Source organism: Cobetia sp. Ld8 (assembly GCF_045066615.1).
GTDB lineage: Bacteria > Pseudomonadota > Gammaproteobacteria > Pseudomonadales > Halomonadaceae > Cobetia > Cobetia amphilecti.
This window is the reverse complement of the sequence record NZ_JBISHF010000007.1, coordinates 1,283,420-1,308,513: the sequence shown is the minus strand read 5'-3', so window position 1 is coordinate 1,308,513 and position 25,094 is coordinate 1,283,420. Positions and strand designations below refer to the sequence as shown.

Annotated in this window: 19 protein-coding genes; 12 read left to right on the top strand and 7 right to left on the bottom strand. The window is 61.6% G+C overall.

Annotated elements, in window-relative coordinates:
• Nucleotides 1–203: 203 nt before the first annotated feature.
• From ACJJV2_RS10295 to ACJJV2_RS10285, 3 genes are all read right to left on the bottom strand, one after another.
• A complete protein-coding gene (locus tag ACJJV2_RS10295) occupies nt 204–1,826 on the bottom strand; it encodes a BCCT family transporter (RefSeq protein ID WP_215824259.1) in 1,623 nt (540 codons plus the stop codon).
• A gap of 315 nt (nt 1,827–2,141) precedes the next feature.
• Nucleotides 2,142–3,752: a BCCT family transporter gene (locus ACJJV2_RS10290; protein WP_131431800.1), complete on the bottom strand. Its 1,611-nt coding sequence runs from the start codon at nt 3,750–3,752 to the stop codon at nt 2,142–2,144.
• A 362-nt stretch (nt 3,753–4,114) separates the two neighbouring features.
• Nucleotides 4,115–5,032: a LysR substrate-binding domain-containing protein gene (locus ACJJV2_RS10285; RefSeq protein ID WP_225347896.1), complete on the bottom strand. Its 918-nt coding sequence runs from the start codon at nt 5,030–5,032 to the stop codon at nt 4,115–4,117.
• 98 nt (nt 5,033–5,130) lie between these two features.
• Here ACJJV2_RS10285 and ACJJV2_RS10280 point away from each other — a divergent pair, with 98 nt between their 5' ends.
• From ACJJV2_RS10280 to ACJJV2_RS10260, 5 genes are all read left to right on the top strand, one after another.
• Nucleotides 5,131–6,036, top strand: coding sequence for a phytanoyl-CoA dioxygenase family protein (locus ACJJV2_RS10280; protein WP_324692257.1), 906 nt, complete (start codon nt 5,131–5,133; stop codon nt 6,034–6,036).
• A gap of 82 nt (nt 6,037–6,118) precedes the next feature.
• Nucleotides 6,119–7,366 (top strand): Xaa-Pro peptidase family protein, encoded by a 1,248-nt coding sequence (locus ACJJV2_RS10275; RefSeq protein WP_215824260.1) that lies wholly within the window; start codon nt 6,119–6,121, stop codon nt 7,364–7,366.
• Between the two features lie 291 nt (nt 7,367–7,657).
• Nucleotides 7,658–8,572, top strand: a complete 915-nt coding sequence (locus ACJJV2_RS10270) for a LysR substrate-binding domain-containing protein (RefSeq protein WP_347421062.1) — start codon at nt 7,658–7,660, stop codon at nt 8,570–8,572.
• Nucleotides 8,573–8,922: 350 nt separating this feature from the next.
• Entirely contained in the window at nt 8,923–9,882 is a 960-nt protein-coding gene (locus tag ACJJV2_RS10265) for an NAD(P)-dependent oxidoreductase (RefSeq protein WP_131431804.1), read from the top strand.
• Between the two features lie 108 nt (nt 9,883–9,990).
• The gene (locus ACJJV2_RS10260; RefSeq protein ID WP_347421063.1) at nt 9,991–11,424 is read left to right on the top strand and encodes an aldehyde dehydrogenase family protein; all 1,434 of its coding nucleotides are present in this window, start codon (nt 9,991–9,993) and stop codon (nt 11,422–11,424) included.
• A 307-nt stretch (nt 11,425–11,731) separates the two neighbouring features.
• Here ACJJV2_RS10260 and ACJJV2_RS10255 read toward each other — a convergent pair whose 3' ends face one another.
• From ACJJV2_RS10255 to aldA, 4 genes are all read right to left on the bottom strand, one after another.
• The gene (locus ACJJV2_RS10255) at nt 11,732–12,490 is read right to left on the bottom strand and encodes an IclR family transcriptional regulator (protein ID WP_107335081.1); all 759 of its coding nucleotides are present in this window, start codon (nt 12,488–12,490) and stop codon (nt 11,732–11,734) included.
• Between the two features lie 178 nt (nt 12,491–12,668).
• Nucleotides 12,669–14,297: a GMC family oxidoreductase N-terminal domain-containing protein gene (locus ACJJV2_RS10250; RefSeq protein ID WP_347421064.1), complete on the bottom strand. Its 1,629-nt coding sequence runs from the start codon at nt 14,295–14,297 to the stop codon at nt 12,669–12,671.
• 5 nt (nt 14,298–14,302) lie between these two features.
• Complete coding sequence (locus tag ACJJV2_RS10245; RefSeq protein WP_347421065.1) at nt 14,303–15,538, bottom strand: mandelate racemase/muconate lactonizing enzyme family protein; 1,236 nt, start codon at nt 15,536–15,538, stop codon at nt 14,303–14,305.
• A gap of 173 nt (nt 15,539–15,711) precedes the next feature.
• Complete coding sequence (gene aldA, locus ACJJV2_RS10240; RefSeq protein WP_347421066.1) at nt 15,712–17,136, bottom strand: aldehyde dehydrogenase; 1,425 nt, start codon at nt 17,134–17,136, stop codon at nt 15,712–15,714.
• A 429-nt stretch (nt 17,137–17,565) separates the two neighbouring features.
• Between aldA and ACJJV2_RS10235 the strand changes: the two genes are divergently transcribed.
• From ACJJV2_RS10235 to phnX, 7 genes are all read left to right on the top strand, one after another.
• Nucleotides 17,566–17,775: an antibiotic biosynthesis monooxygenase gene (locus tag ACJJV2_RS10235; RefSeq protein ID WP_347421067.1), complete on the top strand. Its 210-nt coding sequence runs from the start codon at nt 17,566–17,568 to the stop codon at nt 17,773–17,775.
• A 162-nt stretch (nt 17,776–17,937) separates the two neighbouring features.
• Nucleotides 17,938–18,651, top strand: a complete 714-nt coding sequence (locus ACJJV2_RS10230; RefSeq protein ID WP_054555867.1) for a UTRA domain-containing protein — start codon at nt 17,938–17,940, stop codon at nt 18,649–18,651.
• A 145-nt stretch (nt 18,652–18,796) separates the two neighbouring features.
• Nucleotides 18,797–19,843, top strand: a complete 1,047-nt coding sequence (locus ACJJV2_RS10225; protein ID WP_347421068.1) for a putative 2-aminoethylphosphonate ABC transporter substrate-binding protein — start codon at nt 18,797–18,799, stop codon at nt 19,841–19,843.
• A 62-nt stretch (nt 19,844–19,905) separates the two neighbouring features.
• Nucleotides 19,906–21,129 carry a putative 2-aminoethylphosphonate ABC transporter ATP-binding protein gene (locus ACJJV2_RS10220; protein ID WP_347421069.1) on the top strand — a complete coding sequence of 408 codons (1,224 nt, stop codon included), beginning with the start codon at nt 19,906–19,908 and terminating at the stop codon, nt 21,127–21,129.
• Nucleotides 21,129–22,817: a putative 2-aminoethylphosphonate ABC transporter permease subunit gene (locus tag ACJJV2_RS10215; RefSeq protein WP_404326922.1), complete on the top strand. Its 1,689-nt coding sequence runs from the start codon at nt 21,129–21,131 to the stop codon at nt 22,815–22,817. The genes ACJJV2_RS10220 and ACJJV2_RS10215 overlap by 1 nt, the downstream gene beginning before the upstream one ends.
• A gap of 49 nt (nt 22,818–22,866) precedes the next feature.
• A complete protein-coding gene (locus tag ACJJV2_RS10210; protein ID WP_347421070.1) occupies nt 22,867–24,006 on the top strand; it encodes a 2-aminoethylphosphonate--pyruvate transaminase in 1,140 nt (379 codons plus the stop codon).
• Between the two features lie 13 nt (nt 24,007–24,019).
• A complete protein-coding gene (gene phnX, locus ACJJV2_RS10205) occupies nt 24,020–24,838 on the top strand; it encodes a phosphonoacetaldehyde hydrolase (protein WP_347421071.1) in 819 nt (272 codons plus the stop codon).
• Nucleotides 24,839–25,094: the final 256 nt, after the last annotated feature.

Sequence of the window (25,094 nt, the reverse complement as noted above, 5' to 3'; positions counted from 1 at the left end):
GGAATAAATCGTTGTTATTACGTCATGCGTATTACTTGTCCAATGCTTGAAGAAAAGACTCCCTCAATGGCTCAGGCAACGACTGACTCGGCTTGGAGGGGGTGTTGACCCATGGGAGAGCGAGTCTTCAAAGCGGCCTACCCACAGTAAAACGCCCTGTCCGAAGACAGGGCGTAGTGGGCATGCTCAACGCAGGGTTTGGCTTACCGAGAGCTTTCTGCTGTCTTGCGAGTGCTTTCCCAGCGCAGGTGCGCTTCGGGAGAATAGCTACGTGACGGCGTGTGCTCGAGACCGATCTTGGCGGTACCGATCGACACCAGACGCAGCAGGGACGCCGTGGCGGCAATCACGATGAACAGCGCCGGCACACCGCCGAGATTGGAGAGCATCTTGATGCCATCAATGCCCACGAAGGCCGTCATGATCCAGGCGACGGCGCCGATGGTGCAACCCCAGATGATCTTCATGAGCAGACGATCATTGGTATTTTCATCACTGTCACCGGCCATGGCGGCCTGGCTGTCAGTGCTGCACAGCTGGCTGATCGCTTCGGTGTTGGAGTCGGCTGCCGTCACGAAGGACAGGAAGGCGATGATCAGGAAGACGGCGCTGACCAAGGTGCTCATCGGCAGTTCGTCAAACAGGGCATAGATGACGGAGCCTGCACCAGACTCATTCAGCAGTTGGTAAAGCGCACCGCCACTTTGCATGTCGAACTGGATAGTGGAGCTTGCGAAGACACTCACGTAGGTGATCGAGAACAGGGCCGGCGCGACCAGGTTGATCAGCATGAACTGTCGCACGGTATAGCCACGGGAAATCTTGCCCAGGAACAGGGCGGATATCGGTGCCCATGCCATCCAGTTGGCCCAGTAGAAGATACTCCAGCTTTTCGGCCACGGATCGTCATCGAAGGCCCCGGTGAACAGGCTCTTTTGCATGAAGTTGTTGAAATACTCACCCGCAGCTTCGGTGCCATAGCCAAGAATGGTCTGGGTCGGGCCGCACAGGAAGACGAAGGCCATGAAGACGAAGAAGGCCTTGGCGTTGATGGCGGACAGACGCGCAATGCCTTTCTGCAGACCACTGGCCGCGGAGGCGGTAAAGCAGGCCACGATGGCGAGAGTCACCAGTGCCAGCATCAGCGGGCCAGTGCCGGTCCCCAGGAAGCGGTCCAGGCCGCCGGCCAGTGTCATGGCGCCGGTGCCCAATGACGATGCCATGCCGCAGACCAGTGCGAACAATGCCAGTGCATCCAGCGCGCGGCCCTTGCGGCCGATCAGGCGATCACCCAACAGCGGCACGAAGAGCGTGCCGAGCGAGAACGGCTTGCCCAGGTTGTAATGCATCAGAGCGAACAGCAATGCCGGGACGGTATAGATCGCATAGGGCGTGAATGACCAATGCAGGAACATCGTCGAGAGTGCAAAGCGTGCTGCCTCAGGAGAGTTCGCCGTCACCTCCAGTGAGCCGGGCGGAGTGTGTAAGTGATAGAGCGGTTCTGCGGTCGACCAGAACATGATGCCGACGGCCAGCGTGGTACATAGCGTGATGGAAAACCAGCGCCAGGGTGTCAGGATTCGCGTGGCATTTTCACCACCGATCCGCGTGCGGCCCAGTGGTGACAGGTAAGTGATCAGGCATGTCACCACCATCGCCAGTGCCGTAATCGAGAACAGCCAACCGAACTTGTTGAGTACCCAGTCATTCAAGGCCGTCGTGGTGGCGAGAAAGCCTTCGAGATTGATAAGGCTTGCTGCCACTGCGACTATCAGCAGGATGAACGGTGGCCAGAAGACGAGGGGGCGGATGGAAGAACTAAACATACGCGTTCCTATAATTTTCTTGTGTGTCTGAGGATGCTAACCCATAAAATTCTGTTTTGTCAGCGTTGTGCTTTCAGCCTTGTATGGGTATACACGCGCGCGTTCAGGTAAGGAATCTGGGTTATTTTTTGAGGGTTCTGTCAGGAAATCGCTTCAGTGGCTAACGCACCCTAGCCGTAACGCAGGCTGCATGGCCCATGCCACTGTGCGGGCCATGACACTCAAGAGAAAACCACGACACCCCCGTCGCCTCTCGGCCCGGGGGTGTCGTGGTTTCTCCTTGAGGACTTGAGTGTCACGCCATCTCGAGTTGGCTCAGCTGGACTGGGAAGATTGCCAGCGCTGGTGAGCTTCCGCCGAATAACTGCGTGACGGCGTGTGCTCGAGGCCGATCTTGGCGGTGCCGATCGAGACCAGTCGTATCAGAGACGCCGTGGCACCGATCACGATGAAGAGCGCTGGTACCCCGCCGAGGTTGGAGAGCATCTTGATGCCATCGATGCCGACGAAGGAGGTCATGATCCAGGCGACGGCACCGATGGTCGAGCCCCAGATGATCTTCATCATCAGGCGGCCCTTGCTGCGGTCTTCGCTTTCGTTGCCTGCCAGAGCCTCCTGGCTATCCGAGCTGCAGAGTTGGCTGATGGCATCGGTATTGGAGTCGGCCGCTGTCACGAAAGACAGGAAGGCGATGACCAGGAAGATCCCTCCCACCAGAGAGCTCATCGGTAGCTCATCGAATAGTGCGTAGATCACCGAGCCAGCCCCGGCCTCGCTGAGGATGGTGTTGAGTGCCCCGGCGGTATCCATGTCGAGCTTCAATGTCGTGCTGCTGAACACCGCGACATAGATGATCGAGAAGAGTGAGGGCGCCACCATGTTGATCAGCATGAACTGCCGCACGGTATACCCCCGTGAGATCTTGCCCAGGAACAGAGCCGAAATCGGTGCCCATGCCATCCAGTTGGCCCAGTAGAAGATGGTCCAGCTCTGTGGCCAGGGGTCATTGTCGAAGGCCCCGGTGAACAGATTCTTGCTCATGAAGTTGGTGAAGTATTCGCCAGCCGCTTCCGTGCCGTAGCCCAGGATGGTCAGCGTCGGACCGAAGGCGAACACGAAGATGAGAAAGGCGAAGAAGGCCTTGGCGTTGATGGCGGACAGGCGTGCGATGCCTTTTTGCAGACCACTGGCCGCCGAAGCGGTGAAACACAGCACGATCGCGAGGGTGACGATGCCCAGCATCAGCGGGCCCGAGCCAGTGCCGAGGAAGCGGTCGATGCCGCCTGCCAATGTCATGGCCCCTGTACCGAGGGACGACGCCATGCCACAGACCAGGGCGAAGAGCGCGAGTGCATCGAGCGCACGTCCCTTGCGACCGATCAGTCGATCTCCCAGCAGCGGCACGAACAGGGTTCCGAGCGAGAAGGGCTTGCCGAGGTTGTAATGCATCAGGGCAAAGATCAGCGCAGGGACGGTGTAGATCGCATAGGGCGTGAACGACCAGTGCAGGAACATGGTCGAGAGCGCGAACCGCGCGGCTTCCGGGCTATTGGCGGCAATGTCCAGCGAGGTGGGCGGCGAGTGCAGATGATAAAGCGGCTCTGCGGTCGACCAGAACATGATGCCCACGGCCAACGTGGTGCATAACGTGATGGAGAACCAACGCCATGGGGACAACAGTCGCGTCGCGTTCTCGCCGCCGATACGCGTGCGGCCCAACGGCGAAAGATAGGCTATGAGGCAGGCCACCACCATGCTGAGCGCCGTGATGGAAAACAACCAGCCGAACTTGCTCAGTACCTGGTTGTTGAGATTGGTAGTGACAGCCAGAAAGCTGTCGAGATCGATCAAGCTCGCCAATACGGAGGCGAACAGCAGAATGAAAGGTGGCCAGAAGACCAGTGGGCGCACGGATGCTCCGAACATTTGATACTCCTCGATCTTGTTGTCGGGTGTAGCCGATCATCTTGTTGTCAGGTGTTACCGATCATCTCGGGGTGACGCTTGACGTCTTGTCTGCGCCGATCAGGGGCCTCATCGGTAAGGGGGGGAATGAGCGTCTGATCATGTAGGGACGATCATCTGATTTTGCAACGTCAGTGCTCGAGGAGGAGGCGGAATGACGTCAGCTTTCCGGGCTCCCTGTGACATGCAGCGAACTGCCGTGCAGCGTATTGCAGGGCAGATCGGAAAATCTTCCATCCTGTCGCAGGCAGAATGTCAGGGGTCGTAATGGAGATAGTAAAAACGCCCGTATAAGCAGCAAGACCAGTGATCCTGATGAGGACTCATCGCTCCTGAGGTTTCTCTCGCAACAATTCGCGAATCATCTCTGCGCAAGTATCGAAGATCGGATGCGTCAGGCTGGGGGAACGATGGAGTTCAATTTCGGCAGTGGGTAGCGCCGGAAGCCCCGCTTCGGTGCCCAGCTCGCACCAGTCCTCAGGCAACGAGCGTCGATCTGCCACCGTGATGGCATGGCCCTGATTGACGATGACTCTCAAGCCACTGGGGCTCTGACTGGTGGAATCGATACGCCAACTGCGTTCTGCCTGGGTCAGGGCGGACAATGCCCTTTCGCGATAGATGCATTGTTCGGGGAACAGCGCCAACGGCAGCGGAGCGGAGGGGTCCAGCACAAAGCGTTGATGCGCCGCCCACACGACAGGCTCGCGAGACAGCAGTTCCCCCTGGCGTTGTTGGTTGTGGCTGACCGCGATGACCAGATCCAGCTGGCCGGCATCGAGCTGTTCCAGCAGTTCCGTGGACATCCGGCAGTGGATGTGCGGACGGATCTGGGGGTGGCGCTCGCCGAGATGTGCCAGCAGCTCTGGCAACCAGGTGGTGGCGTAATCCTCCGGCAAGCCGAGGCGCAACGTGATCGGGTGGTCGTTTTCGCTGAGGGCCGCCACGGCTTCGCGCTGCAGTTGCAGGATGCGTCGTGCGTAACGCAGGAACGTTCGGCCGGCATTGGTCAATTCCATATGACGGCTGGTTCGCATCAGCAGTCGATAGCCAAGACGCTCCTCGAGGGTGCTGATGCGCAGACTGACAGTGGACTGCGTGCGATGCAGATGCCGCGACGCCTGAGTGAAGCTCCCGCTGTCGGCCACCGTCACGAATGCCAGCAGGAGATCCGTATCCAGCGATGGCAGCGGGCGAGGGGCGTCTGCGCTTGATGTATCGGGTTTGCCGATGGATTTCATTGGAATGACTCGTTTCTCAAATGCATGGATTCTGGCCAGCATAGTGCCTGACCCACGAGCTGTCTTGTCCCCCAGCCCCACGACGTGAGGATACCTCCGTGACTGACCTGACTTCCGCGATGCCCCCGCAATTGGCCGATGCCGAGACCGTCGATCTCTCCGCGTTGGTTGATACCGAGCGTTACCCCCTGCATGACCCCCGATCTCCAGCGCTTGAGGCCACGATCGCCAAGGCGCGTGAAGATCTCGAGCGTGAGGGTTGCGCCGTATTGAGAGGATTTCTGCGTCCGGAGCGCCTTGCGCAGATGCAAGCGGAAACGGCCCGTCTCGCCGAGACCGCGTTCTACAACACCCGTGAGGTGAATGCCTATTTCACGGCCGATGACGACCGCTTGCCCCAACAGGACCCGCGTCGCTTGTTCATGACGCGCACCAGTGGCTTCGTGACGCGTGACATGATCCCTGCCGATAGCCTGATGCAGCGGCTGTACGTCTCGCAGGCCATGAAGCAACTGGTGTCGGCCTGTCTTGGTCGTGAGCGGGTGTACGAGTATGCCGACCCCTTTGCCGGGCTCGTGCTCAACGTGCTGCCAGATGGCACCGAGCAACCCTGGCACTACGACACCAACGAATTCATCGTCACCATGATGACGCAACAGCCCGAGAGCGGGGGTCAGTTCGAGTATTGCCCCGGCATCCGTACCCCCAACGATGAGCACTACGCTGCCGTAGGCGAAGTGATCCGGGGAGAGTCGCGTGAAGCGGTGAAGACCTTGAGCCTCAACCCGGGCGATCTGCAGTTGTTCAAGGGGCGGTTCAGTCTGCACCGCGTCACGCAGGTGTCGGGTGAGGTTCCCCGGTTGACGGCGATCTTCGCGTATTCCGAAACGCCGGGAGTGGTCGGCCGGCTTGAACGTACGCGTCAGCTGTATGGACGAGTCTCGGAGCAGCACATTCTGGCGGAAGCTCAGCACGTCCAGCGTGCCGATGGTCTGCTCGACTGAGACGGGCGCGACATTCCCGTGACGCCTTCCCCCTTGTACGCGCCTTGGCGCTTGACCGAACTTTTCCCACAGGGCACTTCACATGAAAATGGACCTGACAGCGATGGGCATTCTGGCCCCGACCCATGCACTGGAAGACTGCGAACCGACTTCGGAAGAGATTGCGCAGATCCAATGCGACCGACTCGCGCGTGTTCGCCAGGAACTGGCCCGTCGCGATATCTCGGCGGCAGTGCTGTTCGACCCGGCCCATGTCCGCTATGCCACCGGGTCTCGCAACATGCAGGTATACAGCTCACGCAATCCCGCTCGCTACGTATTCGTCCCCGCGGCAGGGCCGGTCGTGCTGTTCGAGTTCTCGGGGTGTGAACACCTGGCCAGCCATCTGCCGACCGTGGACGAGATTCGTCCGGCCAAGGCGATTTCCTATTACTTCAATGAGAAGAATACACAAGACGTCACCAGGGCCTGGGCGGATGAAATCATTGACCTAGTGCGCCAGTGTGGCGGAGGTGAGCGGATCGCCCTCGAAAGCGCGACTGCGGAAGCCGCTTTCATGCTCGAGCAGCGTGGCTATCAGGTGTTGGATGCCCATGAGCCCCTTGAGCAGGCACGTGCCATCAAGGTACCCAACGAGATAAAGATGATTCGCTCCTCCCTGAGAGCGGTCGAGGAGGGGGTGCGCAAACTGGAGACCTCCATCCGTCCTGGCGTCACCGAGAATCACGCCTGGTCGCGGCTGCACCAGCACATCATCGAGACAGACGCCGATTTCATCGAGACACGCCTCATGAATTCCGGGCCGCGCACGAACCCCTGGTTCCAGGAATGTTCCGACCGTGTCATCCAGGCAGGAGAACTGGTCGCACTGGATACCGATGTGGTGGGACGTTACGGATACTATGCGGATTTCTCGAGAACCTTCCTGTGTGGTTCGGGGGAGGCCAGCGCCGAGCAGAAATCGCTCTATCGCATGGCGTATGACCAGATCCAGACCAACATGGAAAATCTCAAGCCCGGGGTCAGCTTCAAGGAATACGCCGAACGCGCCTGGCGAATCCCTCCCGCTTACCGCGCGCGTCGTTACTTTGCCCTGGCGCATGGTGTCGGGATGAACGGCGAGTATCCCTACATCGTTCATCGCGAGGATATCGAGGACAAGGGTTACGACGGCATCCTCAAGCCGGGGATGACGCTGTGTGTGGAGAGCTATATCGGGCATGAGTCCGGTGGTGAAGGCGTCAAGCTCGAAGAGCAGCTGTACATTCGTGACGATGGTCAGGTGGAGCTGTTGTCCGACTACCCCTTCGACGAGCGCCTGCTGAGCTAGGCCGTCTGAGTCAGGCCGGTTGAGCCGGGCCTGTTGAGCCGGGCCTGTTGAGCCGGCCCCGGGTAGCTTGCCGACGCGCATCGGCATTACGCGGCATGGCGGCTTTGGTAACATGAGGTCAATTGTGCGGGTGGCTGTCAGCGACGGTCACCCGCTTTGCCATTGTCTCATGGCGAAAGAGAGCCAGATGGCAGCCGTGTGCCGTGAACGGGAGAGTGTGTCGAGAACGTCTATCGTTCATGGGATACCGGTTGCTTCCTGCTCGCCTTTTGCCTTTCGTGAGTGTCGTCTATGCCAACCCCTCTGCCACTGCAGAAACTGCCGCCCTTGAGTTCGCTGAAAGGGTTTGAAGCTGCTGCGCGTCTGCTGAGTCTCCGCGCGGCTGCCGAGGAACTGAACCTGACGCATCCGGCCATCGCCAACCAGATTCAGCGTCTCGAAGAGAGTCTGGAGGTGAAACTGTTTGCCCGTGAAGGCCGTCATGTGGTGCTGACGGCGGCTGGCGAGCGTTTCTATCCGGTAGTGCGTGAAGCGCTGGCGGGCCTGGTGCAAGGCGCCGAGTCTCTGCGCCAGATGCAGCATGCCCAGCCGCTGACGATTCAGGTCTATGTGACGACCTCGATTCGCTGGTTGGCACCTCGCTTGTCGCATTTCCAGGCCATGCATCCTGAAGTCGAGCTCAAGCTGATGACGTGCAGTCTCGGCTGGGAGTTCGATGAGGCCAATGCCGATGTCGGTATCGTCTTTCGCGATGCGCCGCTGGCGGACCACCTGCACTGGCAGCCGTTGTTCGAGTCACGCCTCCTCCCGGTATGCAGCCCCCAGCTGCTGGGCGACGATGCACGCCCGGTTGCCGCGGATGCCTTGAAGACGCTGCCGTTGATCGGGGTCTACACCGAGGGCTGGAATTGGGAGAGTTACTTCGAGGCATTGTCGCTAGGCCCGTGTCCCACCCGCAATTGCATCGTGGTCGACACCCTGGCCGTCGCCCTGGAGATGGCGGCGCGCGGGGAGGGCGTCGCATTGGTCAACGGGCCCTTTGCCGACGATGACCTGGCGAACGGTCGACTCATCAACCCGACCGGACAGGTGACGACCGGGCGCGGTGAATGGGGGGCTGTCTGTCATCGCGAGCTGGAGCGGGACCCCCGCGTCGCGACCCTCCTTGGCTGGCTGGAGGCACAGAGTCGCAGCGTGCCCATCTGATCCGCCAGAGCGAGAGCTGTTACGTGACAACGCCACCTTCGGGTGGCGTTTTTTGTTTCCGGGTTCTGACTTCTGTGTTCTGTGTTCTGAGTTATGGGGGGGCTGGGCATCTGGCAGCTGCCGGTTGATCGCTGTTCGCCATTTGCTGTTCGTTCGGAGACGTGGGGTCTGGGGGCTCACAAAAAATTGTTACCAATCGCCAAATTCTTATGAATTGTTGGCAGGCAGGTCGGCCAGTAGGGTGAGCTTCAAGATGACATGGGCCACGACGGACAGGATTCCACTCCGTCCCAAGCGGCCCTGTGCAGTACACCGGACAGCCAGCAGGCAGACAGCAAAGAGGACAGCACATGAAAGTCGGATTCATCGGTCTCGGTAACGTGGGTGGCAAGCTGGCAGGTAGTCTGCTGCGCAATGGACATGACGTCACCGTGCGTGACCTTGACCCGGAAGCCGCCAAGCCTTTCCTCGCGCAGGGTGCCAAGTGGGCGGATTCTTCCAAGGAACTCGCCGAAGCCAACGACATGGTCATCACCTGCCTGCCGTCTCCGGCTGCCTGCAGCGCCGTGATGGAAAGCGACGACGGCATCATCGCCGGTCTGCGTGAAGGCAAGATCTGGCTCGAGATGAGCACTACCGACGACGGCGAACTGCGTCGCATCGCCGACAAGGTGCTGGCCACCGGTGCCAAGGCACTGGAAGCGCCGGTCTCCGGCGGCTGCCACCGCGCTGCCACCGGCAATATCTCCATCTTCGTCGGCGGTGACCGCGAATCCTTCGAGCAGGTGCTGCCGGTGCTGACCAATCTGGGGCGTCGTGTCCTGCACACCGGGGAGCTGGGTACCGCCTCTGTGCTCAAGGTGATGACCAACTATCTGGCCACCGCCAACCTGTGCGCCGTCGCCGAAGCCCTGACCGTCTGCAAGAAGGCCGGCATGGACATGAATACCACCTACGAGGCGATCAAGATTTCCTCGGGCAACTCCTTCGTCCACGAGACCGAGTCCCAGGTCATCCTGAACGGAAGCCGCAACATCAGCTTCACCATGGATCTGGTGCTCAAGGATGTCGGCCTGTTCGACACCCTGGCCAAGAACCTGGATGTGCCGCTGGAAATCTCCCCGATGCTGATGGACATCTTCCGCGATGGTCAGGAACGCTTCGGTCCGCGTGAGTGGTCCTCCAATATCATCCGTCGTCTCGAGGAAGCCGCCGATGTCCGTGTGCTCGGCACCGGCTTCCCGGCAGAGCTGACCGATGACGAGCCGGAAGAAGTCGGCTACGAAGTCGGCGTTACCGGCCGCAGCTGAGCCGTGAAGACTGCCCCGGAGTGCCGTGTGAATGGCCTCCGGGGCATTTGCGTTTGAGACTCACCCTCAGGGAAAGTGTTATCTCCCACCAGCAACGAGAGGTCTGGCATGCAACATCACGACAACTTCTACATCAATGGTCACTGGCAGGCACCCTTCGGGCGCGAGCGCATGGAGGTCATCAATCCGGCCACCGGCGAGCTGTGCGCCAGTGTGCCGCGCGCCGGTGAGCAGGATGTGGAGGCTGCCATCATGGCAGCACGTCAGGCGCTGCCTGCCTGGTCCACGACATCCGCGCAGGAACGCCACGATATCCTGATGGCGGCAGCGGATGAGATGCAGCGTCGCTTCGATGAGCTGCGCGACGTGCAGGTGCTCACCATGGGTTGCCCGGTGCAACTGGCCGGCGCGCTGCACGTGGAAGGCCCCATCGAAGGCATGCGTTACTACGCCGAACGTGCCTTCCAGATGGAAGAGGACGAGCGCAAGGGCGATGTGACTCTGATGCGCGAGCCCATCGGTGTCTGCTCGCTGATCAACCCGTGGAACTATCCGCTGCATCAGCTGATCGGCAAGCTGGCCCCGGCGCTGGCGGCAGGCTGCACCGTGATCGCCAAGCCGGCGGAGCAGACGCCGCTGCAGGACTTCATCATGGCCGAGATCTTCGAGAAGGTCGGTCTGCCTGCTGGCGTCTTCAATGTGGTGACGGGCGAGGGCAGCGAGATAGGCCCGGTGATGTCCGGCCATCCGCAGGTCGACATGGTGTCCTTCACCGGCTCGACCATTGCCGGTAGCAAGGTCGCCGAGAGTGCCGCGCCCACCGTCAAGCGGGTCTGTCAGGAACTGGGCGGCAAGTCGCCGCTGCTGGTGACGGAAGATGCCGACCTGGCCGCAGCCGTGCGCTTGAACGTCGAGAACGTGATGGCCAACACCGGCCAGACCTGCGACGCCTTCACGCGTCTGCTGGTGCCGCGTTCGCGCATGGAAGAGGCGACCCGCCTGGCGGTCGAGATCGCCAATGAGCAGGTGGTGGGTGACCCGAATGATCCGGCGACCACCATGGGGCCGCTGGTCTCCCAGCGTCAGCGCGAGCGGGTGCTTGATCTGGTGCAGCGGGCCATCAACGATGGTGTCGAGCTGGCGCTGGGTGGCGTCGAGCCGCCCGAAGGGCTCGAGAAGGGCTGCTATGTACGGCCGACCATCTTCACCAATGTCAGCAATGAAATGGAGATCGCCCGTGAGGAGGTCTTCGGCCCGGTGCTGTGCATCCTGCCCTACGACGACGTGAAGCAGGGGATCGCCATCGCCAATGACAGCATCTATGGCCTGTCATCTGCGGTCTATGCGCGTGACGCCGAGGCAGCATTGCCGATCGCCCGCTGCATGCAGGCAGGGCAATGCTATCTGCAAGGGGCAGAGTTCTCCTTCGATGCGCCCTTCGGTGGTTACAAGCGTTCCGGCAACGGCCGTGAATGGGGCGACGAAGGCCTGGCGGAATATGTCGAGGTCAAGGCACTGCTCGGCGCGCCGGTCATCTCCTGACAGGAGGCGAATGACGCTGCCGTGATGCCACGCAAGATGCCCGTGATTCGTGAGGCCAGGCTGGCCTTGTGAATCACGGGTATCTTGCATTCGCGCCATCGACCATTCGCGCCATCGACAAAAGACACCCTCAAGGCGCTTGTCGGCTGTCGCGGATGCGCTTCGCTATCAGAGCAACGCCCATCGCGTCTGTCACATCGCTGAGTACTGAAAAATACCTATATGCTCAGTGCTAAAAATACCTATATATAGTGGCAAGACTTTGTGCGGTGCAGCATGGCTGGCTCGCCAGGTGCCGTTTTCGACCTCAGATGATGCGCGAGGAGAGCTGACGCGCCGCCTGAACCAGATGCTTGGAGTAGGCGCGAGCCTGCTGCGGATTCAGGCAGTCCTGGCTGATGACGGCGCTGATGGCGGCAATGGGCTCGTTGCGCATGTTCAGCACAGGCGCCGCGATACAGCTCAGCTGTCCTTCAGCCTCGCCGCTGGACACCGCATATCCCAGGCGTTGTGCACGTTCAAGCTCGGCATCCATCTCGTCACGGCGTTCGGCCAGGCCAGGCGTGCTCCGCGTCGCAGCCTCCAGATACAGTTGGCATGAGGCCTCGGGGCGCATGGCGAGAATCGCCTTGCCGGCAGCACAGGCGTGCTGGGCCATGGTCTTGCCGATGTAGAGGTTGTAGCTGCCACTGCCGGAGGCATCGACCTTCGAGATCACCACCACCTGATCCCCGATGGGGATACACAGGAAGATCGAGCGGTGAATCTCGTTCTTGAGAATCTCGGCGATGGGGTAGAAGACCGGAATCAGGCTCTGCTTGTTGTAGATCGTCGAGGAGATCTGGAAGATGCGCGAGCCGATGCAGTAGGACTTCTTGCGTCCGGGATCATGGGCGACCAGCTGATGGTGCAGCAGGGAGTTGATCACGCGGTGTCCGGTAGCAGGCGAGATGCCGGTGGACTCGCAGATTTCCGAGAGCGTCAGCGGGTAGGAGGCTGCCGCAAGCAGATCCAGAATCATGACACTGTGGTCGACGGCAGGGGCTTTGGTCTTCTCGTGATTCATGAACGCGGGGACACTCCGAAACGCGAATCTCGGCCACAGGCGGCGTGCATCCGGGGCTGTGACACCTTGACGACGGATGAACGATGCCACACACGGCATCTCTCATGCGCTGAAAATAAAACGGCCCATAGGGTACCAGACCCATGGGCCGTGCGCGGGATTGGTGGCTGACCTCGGCTCACTCGGCGTGATCGGCCAGCACCAGGTCCGCGCCTTTTTCCGCCACCATCATCACCGGCGCATTCAGGTTGCCGGAGGTGATATTGGGGAAGATGGCGGCATCGATGACGCGCAGCCCCGCCACACCATGCACCTTCAGCCGGCTGTCGACCACGGCGTTCGCCTTGTCCGGGCCCATCGCGCAGGAGCCGCACAGGTGGTAGATGGAGCCTCCCTGAGCGCGGAAGTACGCCAGCATGCTGTCCTCATCCTGGACCGTCTCGGCCGGGGCGACCTCGCACTCGGTGATGGCCTTGAGTGCGGGCGCGCCCATCAGCTTGCGCACCAGACGACTGCCCTGGATGACCTCATCAATGTCTTTCTGGGTGCTGAGGTAGTTGGGGCAGATGGTCGCCGGCGCCGCCGGGTCTGCCGAGGTCAGTGAAATGCTGCCACGGCTGGTCGGTCGACAGGAATTGAAGGCCAGCAGGAAGCCGGAATACGGCTCCGGCGTCAGCTTGGCCTTCGGGTCGTTGGGAATCTGGTAGGACATCGGGTTGAAGTAGAGCTGGATGTTCGGCTCTGACTCCGCGTCGCTGCCGCGGAAGAATCCCCCGGCCTGATTGACGCTCATGCCCAGCGGGCCGCTGCGATTGACCAGATACTGCAGTCCCGCCTTGGCCTGGCCCCAGAAGGACGCGAAGTCGTCATTCAGCGTGGTGCGATTGGCGCGGTAATAGTAGCTGGCACACAGATGGTCCTGCAGGTTCTGCCCGACGGCCGGCAGGTCTACCTGCGTCTGGATACCATGCGTGGCCAGCGCCTCACGCTCGCCTATCCCCGAAAGCTGCAGCAGCTTCGGGGAGTCCACGGCGCCAGCGCAGAGAATGACCTCGCGCCGTGCCGTCACCTCGATGACCTCGTCATCAAGCCGGTAGACGACACCCGTGGCGCGCTTGCCGCCATCGGATGCCTCTTCCAGCGTCACGCGCTCCACCCGACAGATATGCTTGAGCGTGAGGTTGTCGCGTGACAGTGCCGGCTTCAGGTAGGCGGTGTTGCTGGAGTCCCGCTGTCCCTTGCGGATGTTGGCCTCATAGATGCCAGCACCCTCGAAGTGTTCGCCATTGAAATCATCATTGAGCGTGTAACCCAGCTCGCGGGCACCTTCCAGCCACGACTGGCAGATCGGGTGCGCGCCATGTTTCAGCGGCGTGATGCCGATCGGCCCCTGGCCGGAGCGATACTCGGTGTCGCCATCCGGGTGGCATTCAAGACGCTTGAAGTAGGGCAGTACCTCGCGATAGGACCAGCCGTCGTTGCCGGCGCGCGCCCAGTCATCGAAGTCCGAGGCCTGGCCCCGGACATAGATCATCGCATTGATGGAGCCGGAGCCACCCTGCACCTTGCCGCGGGGGGTATAGATCTTGCGCCCCCCCATCGCGGCTTCTTCCTTGCTGTAATACATGTAGTTGTAGGTCGGGTTGTAGTAGGTCTTGGCGAACCCGACCGGCACCTTGATCCAGGGCGAGGTGTCCTTGCCGCCGGCCTCCAGCAGCAACACCCTGTGGCGTCCGCTGGCGCTCAGCCGGTTGGCGAGGATGCACCCCGCCGACCCGGCACCGACAATGATGAAATCGTATTGCATCGGCGTTACGCCTCCGGCTTGCGCTTCCAGTCGGTGCTGGACTGTTCCTTCACGTCATAGGGACGCGGGTCCATGCTCAGGTGCAGGGTTCGGCCGGTGTAAGGCGAATTGGCCTTGACCACGTCCATGTCCAGTTCAACCCCCAGGCCCGGCTTGGTGGAGGGGATGATGTAGCCATCACGCCACTCGATCTTCTCCTTGAGCACATCGGCGTGGAAGCCATCCCAGGTGCCGATGCTTTCCTGAATCAGGAAGTTGGGTGTGGCGGTCGCCAGCTGGATGCTGGCCGCGGCGCCGACCGGGCCGTTGTAGAGATGCGGGGCGATCTGGGCGTAATGGACTTCTGCCAGCGCCGCGATCTTCTTGCCTTCCAGAATGCCGCCGACGCGTCCCAGGTTCATCTGCAGGATGGAGGCCGCGTTGTTCTTGAGCACATCGTGGAATTCGTACTTGGTGGTCAGGCGCTCACCGGTCGCGACCGGGATGGAGGTGTGGTCTGCCACACGCGCCATGGCCTCGCTCTGTCCCGGCGGCACCGGCTCTTCCAGCCACAGCGGGTCATACGGCTCGAGATACTTGGCGAGACGAATGGCGGATGCCGGCGTCATCTGACCGTGGGTGCCGAACAGCAGATCACAGCTGTTGCCGACCGCTTCGCGGATGCGGCGGCAGAAGGTGGCGCTCTTGTCCATGCCTTCCAGAGACAGCATCTGGCCGGAGTAGGCGGTGTAGGGGCCGGCCGGGTCGAACTTCAGCGCGGTGAAGCCCTTCTCGCGGTTTTCCAGTGCGCATTCGACAGCCAGCTCGACGTTGTCATAGTCGTAGTTGCCGCGTACATCCTTGGGGTACAGATAGGTGTAGGAGCGCAGCTTGTCGTGGACCTTGCCACCGATCAGCTCATAGACCGGCAGGCCAGCCGCCTTGCCGACGATGTCCCAGCAGGCCATCTCGAGACCACTCAGCACGCCCATCATGGTGAGATCAGGGCGTTGGGTGAAGCCACTGGAAAAGGCTTCGCGGTACAGGCGTTCAATATGATGCGGGTTCTTGCCTTCCAGATAACGCGAGAAGACATCGGCGATCGCCTTGCTCATGACTTCCGGATGGAAGGTGGCGGCGTAGACTTCACCGACCCCTTCAATGCCGCAAGCGGTACGTAGCTGAACGAAGATCCAGTACATGCCGCCGACGTGGGGCGGCGGGGTGGCGACGATGTGTGTCTCGCAACTGACAACTTTCATGGTGGCAGGCCTTTCAGTGGTCACTGGCTAGCAGGATGGTGTGGAAGCGCACTGCCTGGGATGCAGACATTCGACGCCAACAGCGTGCTTCCGGAAAGAAATGGGGTGGGGCGTCAGGGCCTCCGGGGAGTAGGGCCCCCCGGAGGCGTGACAGGTAAAACGGAATGGCGTGATCAGTAGTTCATCACGACCAGACGGGTCTGGGTGTAGTCGAGCATGCCGTGCTTGCCATCATCACCGCCCAGGCCAGAGCGCTTCCAGCCGGCGTGGTAGCCTTGGTAGGGGTCCGCCGGGGTGCGGTTGATGTAGAGCTCGCCGGCTTCGATGTTGTTGGCGACCTTCATGGCGGTGCGATAGTTATCGGTGAAGACCACGGAGGCCAGACCGAACTGGTGGTCATTGGCCAGTGCCAGCGCTTCATCCACATCGCTGTAGGTCAGCACCGGCAGTACCGGGCCGAAGATCTCTTCCTGCACGATTTCCATGTCCTGACGGCAACCGGTCAGCAGGGTCGGCGGGTAGAAGTGACCCTTGCCTTCGGGGATGTAGCCGCCGATTTCCAGAGTAGCGCCGTCATCGATGGCGCGTTCCACCATCTGATGGATGTTGAGGCGCGAATTCTCGTTGATCAGCGGCCCCATCAGGCTGGCATCTTCCAGACGGTTGCCGAACTTGACGCCTTCCATCTGCTGCTTCAGCTGGGCGACGAAATCGTCATAGACGGATTCGTGCACATAGACACGCTCGATGGCGGTACACAGCTGGCCACAGTTGGTGAGGGTAGAGGCCGCGATCTGTGCCGCTGCCTTGGCCAGGTCGGCATCCGGCTCGACGATGGCCGGTGATTTGCCGCCCAGTTCCAGTGAGGACTTGGCGATGTTGACCTGGGAATATTCCAGCACCTTGCGACCGGCGCCGACGCTACCGGTCAGGGTGATCATGCCCACCTTGGGGTGAGTGCAGACGGCTTCCGCGGTGCCGTGGTCCATCGCCAGGATGTTGACGATGCCTGCCGGAATGCCGGCATCCTGAATCGCCTTGGCGATCTCGAAGGCGGAGGTCGGGGTGTTGTTGCTCGGACGCACGACCACGGCATTGCCGGTGATCAGCGCCGGGGCGATCTTGCGCAGCAGGGTGAACACCGGGTAGTTGAACGGAATCAGGCAGGCCACGACGCCGATGGGCTCGCGCTGCAGCAGCAGGCTTTCATTGGGAGTGTCGCTGGGGACGATCTCGCCCTCGATACGACGTGCCCACTCGGCGTGGTAGCGCGTGATGTCGGCGGCGTAGACGGCTTCATTGGTGGCGTCTTCCAGGCTCTTGCCGGACTCATCTGCCAATGCCTGGCCGATGGCATCCTTGCGCGCCATCAGCGCCTCGGCAAGCTTGTGCATGTAGCCGGCACGCTCGGTGCTGGTCTTGGCACGCCAGTCCTTCTGAGCCTTGGCCGCAATGCTCACCGCTTCAAGCGCTTCGTCAGTGGTTGCTGCCTGCACCTGACCTACCAGTGCTTCGGTGGCCGGGTTGTAGACCGAAATCATCTCGCCCTGGGATGAGGCGACGAATTCGTTGTTGATGAAGTTCTTGTCAGTGCGCATGCATCACTCCTCCTGAATTTGGCCTACAGGCTATGAAGTGACGTCAAAGGTGTCAAACTGTTTTTCACATGTAGAAATAGATTTCCGTATATGGAATTTTTTGCAGGAGTTATGGGTGGGAGAGTACTGCTGGTGGGAATGGCGTGAAGATGATTTCGTACGCCATTGCCTACCCATGGCCATCAGTCGGGAAACAGGGGGCTCAGCGTCCTGTCAGTGCGTTCAGCACCAACTGGTCAGCCTTGTTGTCGGGTACTCCAGCGTTTCCGCGTTCAAGGTTTCATTGAAAGTCTTTCTCCGCGCCGCGGGTTTTTCAGCCAGGCAGCGAAAGATAGTGTCAGTCACTTCCCGAGACAGACCTGCTGCCACGTGACGCAACAGCTCTTGCCGATGAGCCGATGACAACCACTGACTATAAGGGGCATCTCCATGCTCACCTTGATCGTGAAATTCGACGTCAAGCCCGAACAACTCGATACCTTCAAGCGGGCCTTGGCTGACAACAAGCTGGGCTCAGCGGATGAACCGGGGATGCTGGAAATGCGTTTCTTCGCGGCCAAGGATTCTCCCACCGCCATCCACGCCTGTGAGCTCAACCAGGCGGCTGTCATGAAATCCTGCAGCGTCAGCGGCACATAAGCTGGCAGGCCAGTGCGAGTCACGCGAATGTGATAGTTTCTGGAGCATCCAGCCGTTTGTCGGCGCAGAGTCCCGGGCATTTTCTTCGCCGGCGGGGCAAGCGGCGCCATGTTATTACCCGGTAGTGGCAACCCTCTTCATCTTTGGTCAGGACTCCTCGTCATGAGTGATGCGTATTACCTCCACCTTACCGATCGCCTGCGCGAACAGCTGAAGGATCCTGATGCCTTTGAAGAGGGGCGTTTGCCTTCTGAACGAGTGCTGGCCGAGCGCTTCGATACCACGCGCGTGACGTTGCGTCAGGCGTTGGGGCAGCTGGAGGGAGAAGGGCGCATTCATCGCAGCAATCGCCGTGGGTGGTTCGTGTCGCCGCCACGGCTGGATTACGACCCCACGCGTGACTCCGGCTTCAATGACTATGTGACGGCGCAGGGGCGGCGGCCACGCACGGAAGTGCTGCTGACCGATGTTCAGGCCTACCCACCGGCTGCGCAAGCGCTGGGCCTGGCGGCCCAGACACCGCTCTATCATATTCGCCGCCGGCGTTTCGTGGATGAGCGCGCCGTGCTCAGCGAGTCGATGTGGGTGGTGCCGGAGCGCGCCCCGGGACTGCTCGAGGAGGGCCAGTTCGGGGTGTCACTGTGGGCGGAGCTGCGCGGGCGCTATGGCCTCACGCTGGCCCATCGTGAGCTGCGCTTCTACTCCGAGTCGCTGGGGGAGCAGGCCGCCCGGGAGCTGGGGGTCGCCATGGGCAGCCCCGGTCTGACCGTGCGTCGCGCTACCTTCGATGAGCAGCATCGACCCATCGGCTATGACGAAGAGCGCTGGCTGCACAATGCGCTGTGCATCACCGTCACGCTCAAGAACAAGCCCTGAGCCCGCGCTGCAGGGACACTATATGAGATAACACTGTTTCACCGGGCCTTCAACTGACTGTCACGGGGGTGTCATTCGGCCCGCCCATACTCTTGGTATATACCAGATGGCGAGAGCCATTCATTCCAAGCGTTGGAGAGTCCCGATGTCCTTCTTGACCCGTTCCTTCCTCACCCGTTCCTTGCTGGCCAGTGCCGTTGGTCTGGTCGTTTCCCTCAATGCCCAGGCGGCCACCGAGCTCACCGTCTATACCGCGGTGGAGTCCGATGATCTGCAGAAATATGCCGAGCGCTTCCAGCAGGCGCATCCGGATATCGACATCAAATGGGTACGCGACTCCACGGGCGTGATCACCGCACGATTGCTTGCCGAGAAGGACAACCCGCAGGCGGATGTGGTGTGGGGCCTGGCCGCGACCAGCCTGCTGGTGCTCGAGAAGGAAGGCATGCTGTCGCGTTATGCCCCCAAGGGAGTCGAGGCGCTGGATACCAAGTTCGTCGACCCCGCCTACCGTGATGGCCAGGACCCGTCCTGGGTCGGGATGGACGCCTGGGTCGCCTCGCTCTGCTACAACACCGTCGAAGGTGAGCGACTGGGAGTGCCCAAGCCGACGTCCTGGGAAGACCTCACGCGTCCCGAGTTCAAGGGCCACGTGATCATGCCCAATCCGAGTTCTTCCGGTACCGGCTATCTGGACGTCGCCAGCTGGTTGCAGCTGTGGGGTGACGAGGGCGGCTGGGATTACATGGACCGCCTGCACGACAACATTGCCCGCTATACCCACTCAGGCTCCGCGCCCTGCAACCTGGCCGGTTCCGGCGAGGCCGTGGTCGGTGTGTCCTTCGCCTTCCGAGGCGCGCGCCTCAAGGCACAGGGCGCACCGGTGGACCTGGTCTTCCCCGAGGAAGGGCTGGGCTGGGACATGGAAGCCGCGGCGATCATGAAGGGCACCGACAAGCGTGAGGCGGCGCAGACACTGATGGATTGGGCAGTGTCCAAGCCGGCCAATGAACTCTACAACGAAGGCTATGCGGTCGTGGCCTATCCGGGGGTGGCCAAGCCGATCGAGCATTATCCGGCCAATATCACCGAGATGATGATCGAGGCTGACTTTGCCAAGGCGGCCAACCAGCGGGATGCAGTGCTCGCCGAATGGCAGCGCCGTTACGACGGCAAGTCCGACAGTCAGTAAGTCACGCCCAGCCACCTTCGTCATTGCCCCGGCGCCTTGCGCCGGGGTCGGGAGTTTCTCGCATGTCTCTTGTGACCGCCCCCCCGCGTCATCACGCCTCGCGTCAAGCGCCGCCATCGACTGCCGGCGCCTCGCCACGCGCGGCCTCCGGCCCTGCAGCCCGGGCGCCTGCGCATAACGCAGCGCCTCAGGCACTCACCACGCGTTCTGCGTCGTCGGACAGCATCCACCTCAAGATCAGCGGCCTCACCAAGCGCTATGGCCAGTTCACGGCCCTGAGCGAGATCGACCTCGCGATCCGCGAAGGCGAGTTCGTGTGCTTCCTCGGCCCCTCCGGCTGTGGCAAGACCACCTTGCTGCGCGCCATCGCCGGGCTTGCGCCGCAGAGCGAAGGCACCATCCACCAGCGCGGCCAGGACATCTCACGGCTGCCGCCGCAGGCGCGCGACTTCGGCATCGTCTTCCAGTCCTATGCGCTGTTCCCCAATCTCACCGTGTTCGACAACGTGGCCTATGGGCTGCGCAATCGGCGCGATGCGCGTGACGCGATGCGCCGGCGCGTGACGGAGCTGCTCACCCTGGTGGACCTGGCCGGCAGTGAAGGCAAGTATCCGGCGGCCCTCTCCGGGGGCCAGCAGCAACGCGTGGCACTGGCGCGGGCGCTGGCGACCGAGCCGGGGCTACTGTTGCTCGATGAGCCGCTTTCAGCACTGGATGCGCGCGTACGCCTGCATCTGCGCAGTCAGATCAAGGCGCTGCAGGCACGGCTGGGCGTCACCACCATCATGGTGACCCACGACCAGGAAGAGGCCCTGGCCATGGCGGACCGCATCGTGGTGATGAACCATGGCGTGATCGAGCAGATCGGCACCCCCGCCGAGATCTACCGTCAGCCGGCGAGCGCCTTCGTGGCCGAATTCATCGGCAGCATGAACTTCCTGCAATGCTGTCCCGAAAACGCCAGTACTTTGCGTCTGGGCCAGCAGCGACTGGAATGCGCGGCGCATGATCTTGAAGGGCTGGATCAGGCGCGTCTGGCCATTCGCCCGGAAGCCGTCTCGCTGTGCGCAGTGGGTGAGGGGCTGTCGGCGCAGGTGGAGCACGTCGAGTTTCTCGGCGCCTTCCTGCGTATCACTCTGACGCTTGAGGGCTGTGGGCAGACACTGTCGGCGGATGTGGCGCTTAAGGACAGTGAGTCACTGGGCGTGCGGGTCGGCGCCAGGGTGGGTGTGCGTCTGCCGTCCGAGGCGATCCGCCTGTATCCGCTGGTGGAGGCGCAGGCATGATGGCGCGCGCATTGCCCTTGTCGGGAAGGCTATCAGGCGAGTCCGGCTTGCGTCTGTTGATGTTGCTGCTGGCCCTGGCGCTGCTGGTCATCGGGCTGCTGTTGCCGCTGGCCACCATGCTGATCAAGAGCGTGCAGGACCGCAGCGGCGACTTCGTCGGCCTGGCCAACTTCGCGCGCTATGTGCAGACGCCGGCGCTGGTCGGCTCGATCATCAATTCCGTCAGCATCGCGCTGATCAGTACCCTCACGGTGGTGAGTCTGGCGTTCCTGTGCGCGTACGGCATCACCCGTACCTGCATGCCGGGCAAGCGCGTCTTCCGCATGCTGTCCATCCTGCCGCTACTGGCACCGTCACTGCTGCCAGCCATCAGTCTGGTGTATCTGTTCGGCAATCAGGGCTGGTTCAAGGATGTGCTGCTGGGGGAGAGCATCTACGGCCCCATCGGCATCGTGATGGGCATGACCTTCTGGATCTTCCCGCATGCGCTGATGATCATGATGACGGCGCTCAGCAACAGTGATGCCCGTCTCTATGAAGCCGCGGATGCGCTGGGAACGCCAAAGTGGCGCAGCTTTCTGACCATCACCTTGCCGGGCGCGCGCTACGGCATCATCTCCTGTGCGTTCGTGGCCTTCACGCTGGCGATCACCGATTTCGGCGTGCCGAAGATCATCGGCGGGCAGTTCAGTGTGCTGGCCACCGATGTCTATCGCCAGGTGGTGGGGCAGCAGAACTTCCAGATGGGTGCGGTGGTCAGCGTCATCCTGCTGTTGCCGGCCTTGCTGTCCTTCGCGGTGGACCGCTGGATCCAGCGCCGTCAGGTCGCACAGCTCTCGGCGCGCGCCGTGCCCTGGCAGCCGACGCCAAGCCCGCTGCGTGACTGGGTCTTCGCGTTGCTCTGCTATGGCGTGGCCGCCGCGATTCTGGCCGTGATCGGCACCGCCATCTATGCCTCGCTCGTGCAGTTCTGGCCCTACAACCTGAGCCTGACCCTCGATCACTACGCCTTCAAGGCGCTGGCGGGTGGTGGCTGGGACGCGTGGCTCAACTCGCTGACGTTGGCCTTCTGGGTCACCTTGATCGGCACGCTGGTCATCTTCTTCAACGCCTGGCTGACCGAGAAGAGTCAGGGCTATCGCCCGCTGCGCCAGGGGCTGCACTTCATGGCGATGATGCCGATGGCCGTGCCGGGCATGGTGCTGGGTCTGTCCTACATCTTCTACTTCAACCAGGCCGACAACCCGCTGAACTGGATCTATGGCACCTTCGCGATTCTGGTGCTCAACACCCTGGTGCATTTCTATACCGTCTGCCACCTGACCTCGGTGACTGCGCTCAAGCAGCTCGATGGGGAATTCGAGGCGGTCGGTGCCTCACTCAAGGTGCCGTTCTGGAAGACCTTCTGCCGCATCACCTTGCCGGTGTCCCTGCCGTCAGTGCTGGATATCTCGGCCTATCTGTTCATGAACGCGATGACGACCGTCTCGGCAGTGGTATTTCTCTACAACAGCGATACCCGACTGGCCTCCATCGCGGTGATGCATCTCGACGAAGCCGGGCACTTCGCCAGCGCGGCCGCCATGGCAGTACTGATCTTCTTCACCTGTCTGGGCGTCAAGCTGCTGCATGCGGTGGTCAGTCATTTGCTGTTGACCCGTGCCCAACGCTGGCGACAGGCGACCTGATTACGCCGTTGGCCGTCTTTTTTTTGTGCAAATTAACTGGTATATACCAATGAGTATTCAACATCCGTACCTGCTGACTCCCGGTCCCTTGACCACCAGTGAGAGCGTCAAGGCCGCCATGATGAAGGACTGGGGCTCCTGGGATCAGGACTTCAACACCAAGACCGCCGAGATCTGCCAGCAGTTGCTCCGCTGTGCCAATGCCAGTGAGCACCATGAGTGCGTGCCGATGCAGGGCAGCGGTACCTTCGCGGTCGAGGCGGCGCTGGGCAGTCTGATCGAGCCGACGAGTACGACGCTGGTGCTGGTCAATGGCGCCTATGGCAAGCGTCTGGTCAGTCTACTGACCCGCATGGGGCGCGACTGCGACGTGCTGGCGTGGGGCGATGCCGAGGCGCCGTGTGCCAAGGCCGTGGCCGACAGACTCGCGGCAAGGCCCGAGATCGGCCATGTCGCCATGATTCATTGCGAGACAAGCTCCGGGATGCTCAATCCGGTGGCGGACATCGCCGAGGTGGTGGCAGCACACGGCCGTGAGCTGATCCTCGATTCGATGAGTGGCTTCGGGGCACTGGAGATCGATGCGCAACGTATTCCGTTTCTGGCGCTGATCTCCTCGGCCAACAAATGCTTCGAAGGGGTGCCGGGGTTCGGCTTCGTGATCGCCCGGCGTGATGCGCTGCAGGCGGCACAGGGGCGTAGTCACTCGCTGTCGCTGGACCTGCACGATCAATGGCAGTACCTCAAGCGCACCGGCCAATGGCGTTATACCCCGCCGACTCACGTGGTGGCGGCATTCCATCAGGCGCTGAAGGAACACGCCGAGGAGGGCGGCGTCGCGGGCCGCCACGCCCGGTATCACGCCAACATGCAGCGACTGGTGGCAGGCATGCGTCAGCGCGGCTTCACGACCCTGCTCGACGATGCCTGGCTGTCGCCGATCATCACCACCTTCCTGAGCCCGGCACACCCCGACTTCGACTTTTCACGTTTCTACGCCGAGCTCAAGGCACGTGGCTTCATCATCTACCCGGGCAAGCTCACCGACGTGGAGAGCTTCCGCATCGGCAGCATCGGGCAGCTGGATGTCCGCGTGATGGATCAACTTCTGGCCGCCGTGGATGACGCGCTGGCCACCCTGGGTGTCGACGATGCCCGCCCGTGCGCTGACGCTGTCGCACTCAACTGACTGGAGAACTGTCATGCAATATCACACCCCGGATCGTCTGCAGGCTGCCATCTTCGATTGGGCCGGCACCCTGGTGGATTTCGGCTCCTTCGCGCCGACCCAGATCTTCGTCGAGGCTTTCGCGGAAATCGGCGTGGCCATCAGTCTGGAAGAGGCGCGCGGCCCGATGGGCATGGGCAAATGGGAACACATCCGCACCCTGTGTGATGACCCTGCAATCGCGGCCCGTTTCGAGGCGGCCTGTGGCCACGCCCCCAGTGATGCCGATGTCACGGCGCTTTATGAGCGCTTCATGCCGCTGCAGATCGACAAGATCGGAGCGCACTCTGCACTGATTCCCGGCGCGCTCGAGGTCATCAACGGGTTGCGCGACAAGGGCATCAAGATCGGCTCCTGCTCCGGCTACCCCCGCGAAGTGCTCGAGCAGGTGGTCGCACGGGGCAAGGGCAATGGGCTGGTGGTGGATCATGTCGTGGCCACCGATGAGGTGCCCAAGGGGCGACCCTCTCCGGCGCAGTCTCTGGCCAATGTCATCGCGCTGGGCATCACTGACGTGACGGCCTGCGTGAAGGTGGATGACACGGCGCCGGGGCTGCTGGAAGGTCGCAGTGCCGGCATGTGGACAGTCGCGTTGACCTGCTCCGGCAACGCCATGGGGCTGGATCACGCGGCGTTCATGGCCCTGTCAGAGGCAGAGCTAAATGAAAGGCGCAGCGCCATCGAAGCCCAGTTCGCGCCGTCCGGTCCGCACTTCATGATCGACACCATCGCGCAGCTGCCCGAGGTGATCCGCGAGATCGAGGCGCGTCTGGCGCGCGGTGAGCGCCCCTGACAGCCTGGTGACGGGGTGGCGACGCCAGGCCTGATGCTGCACTGCCTGTCACCTCGCTCGCCCACCTTGATCTACCATTTCACCCCACCACTTCACTCCACCCCTTCAGGCGCCAGCCTCGGGTCCTTGCACAAGGCCTTGAGGCTGGCGTCTTCTCGCAAAAGGTAAGGACATATGCTCATTGGCGATTGCCGCCTGGTTGCCCTGAAAGCCCGTAATTCCCGCATGCCCGTCCGCATGCACGGGCAAGCTCACT

Bases quoted from the DNA above. Each gene is read 5' to 3' on its own strand.
- ACJJV2_RS10295 (WP_215824259.1), bottom strand. From the start codon at position 1,826: ATGTTTAGTTCTTCCATCCGCCCCCTCGTCTTCTGGCCACCGTTCATC.
- ACJJV2_RS10290 (WP_131431800.1), bottom strand. From the start codon at position 3,752: ATGTTCGGAGCATCCGTGCGCCCACTGGTCTTCTGGCCACCTTTCATT.
- ACJJV2_RS10285 (WP_225347896.1), bottom strand. From the start codon at position 5,032: ATGAAATCCATCGGCAAACCCGATACATCAAGCGCAGACGCCCCTCGC.
- ACJJV2_RS10275 (WP_215824260.1), top strand. From the start codon at position 6,119: ATGAAAATGGACCTGACAGCGATGGGCATTCTGGCCCCGACCCATGCA.
- ACJJV2_RS10270 (WP_347421062.1), top strand. From the start codon at position 7,658: ATGCCAACCCCTCTGCCACTGCAGAAACTGCCGCCCTTGAGTTCGCTG.
- ACJJV2_RS10265 (WP_131431804.1), top strand. From the start codon at position 8,923: ATGAAAGTCGGATTCATCGGTCTCGGTAACGTGGGTGGCAAGCTGGCA.
- ACJJV2_RS10260 (WP_347421063.1), top strand. From the start codon at position 9,991: ATGCAACATCACGACAACTTCTACATCAATGGTCACTGGCAGGCACCC.
- ACJJV2_RS10255 (WP_107335081.1), bottom strand. From the start codon at position 12,490: ATGAATCACGAGAAGACCAAAGCCCCTGCCGTCGACCACAGTGTCATG.
- ACJJV2_RS10250 (WP_347421064.1), bottom strand. From the start codon at position 14,297: ATGCAATACGATTTCATCATTGTCGGTGCCGGGTCGGCGGGGTGCATC.
- ACJJV2_RS10245 (WP_347421065.1), bottom strand. From the start codon at position 15,538: ATGAAAGTTGTCAGTTGCGAGACACACATCGTCGCCACCCCGCCGCCC.
- aldA (WP_347421066.1), bottom strand. From the start codon at position 17,136: ATGCGCACTGACAAGAACTTCATCAACAACGAATTCGTCGCCTCATCC.
- ACJJV2_RS10235 (WP_347421067.1), top strand. From the start codon at position 17,566: ATGCTCACCTTGATCGTGAAATTCGACGTCAAGCCCGAACAACTCGAT.
- ACJJV2_RS10230 (WP_054555867.1), top strand. From the start codon at position 17,938: ATGAGTGATGCGTATTACCTCCACCTTACCGATCGCCTGCGCGAACAG.
- ACJJV2_RS10225 (WP_347421068.1), top strand. From the start codon at position 18,797: ATGTCCTTCTTGACCCGTTCCTTCCTCACCCGTTCCTTGCTGGCCAGT.
- ACJJV2_RS10220 (WP_347421069.1), top strand. From the start codon at position 19,906: ATGTCTCTTGTGACCGCCCCCCCGCGTCATCACGCCTCGCGTCAAGCG.
- ACJJV2_RS10215 (WP_404326922.1), top strand. From the start codon at position 21,129: ATGGCGCGCGCATTGCCCTTGTCGGGAAGGCTATCAGGCGAGTCCGGC.
- ACJJV2_RS10210 (WP_347421070.1), top strand. From the start codon at position 22,867: ATGAGTATTCAACATCCGTACCTGCTGACTCCCGGTCCCTTGACCACC.
- phnX (WP_347421071.1), top strand. From the start codon at position 24,020: ATGCAATATCACACCCCGGATCGTCTGCAGGCTGCCATCTTCGATTGG.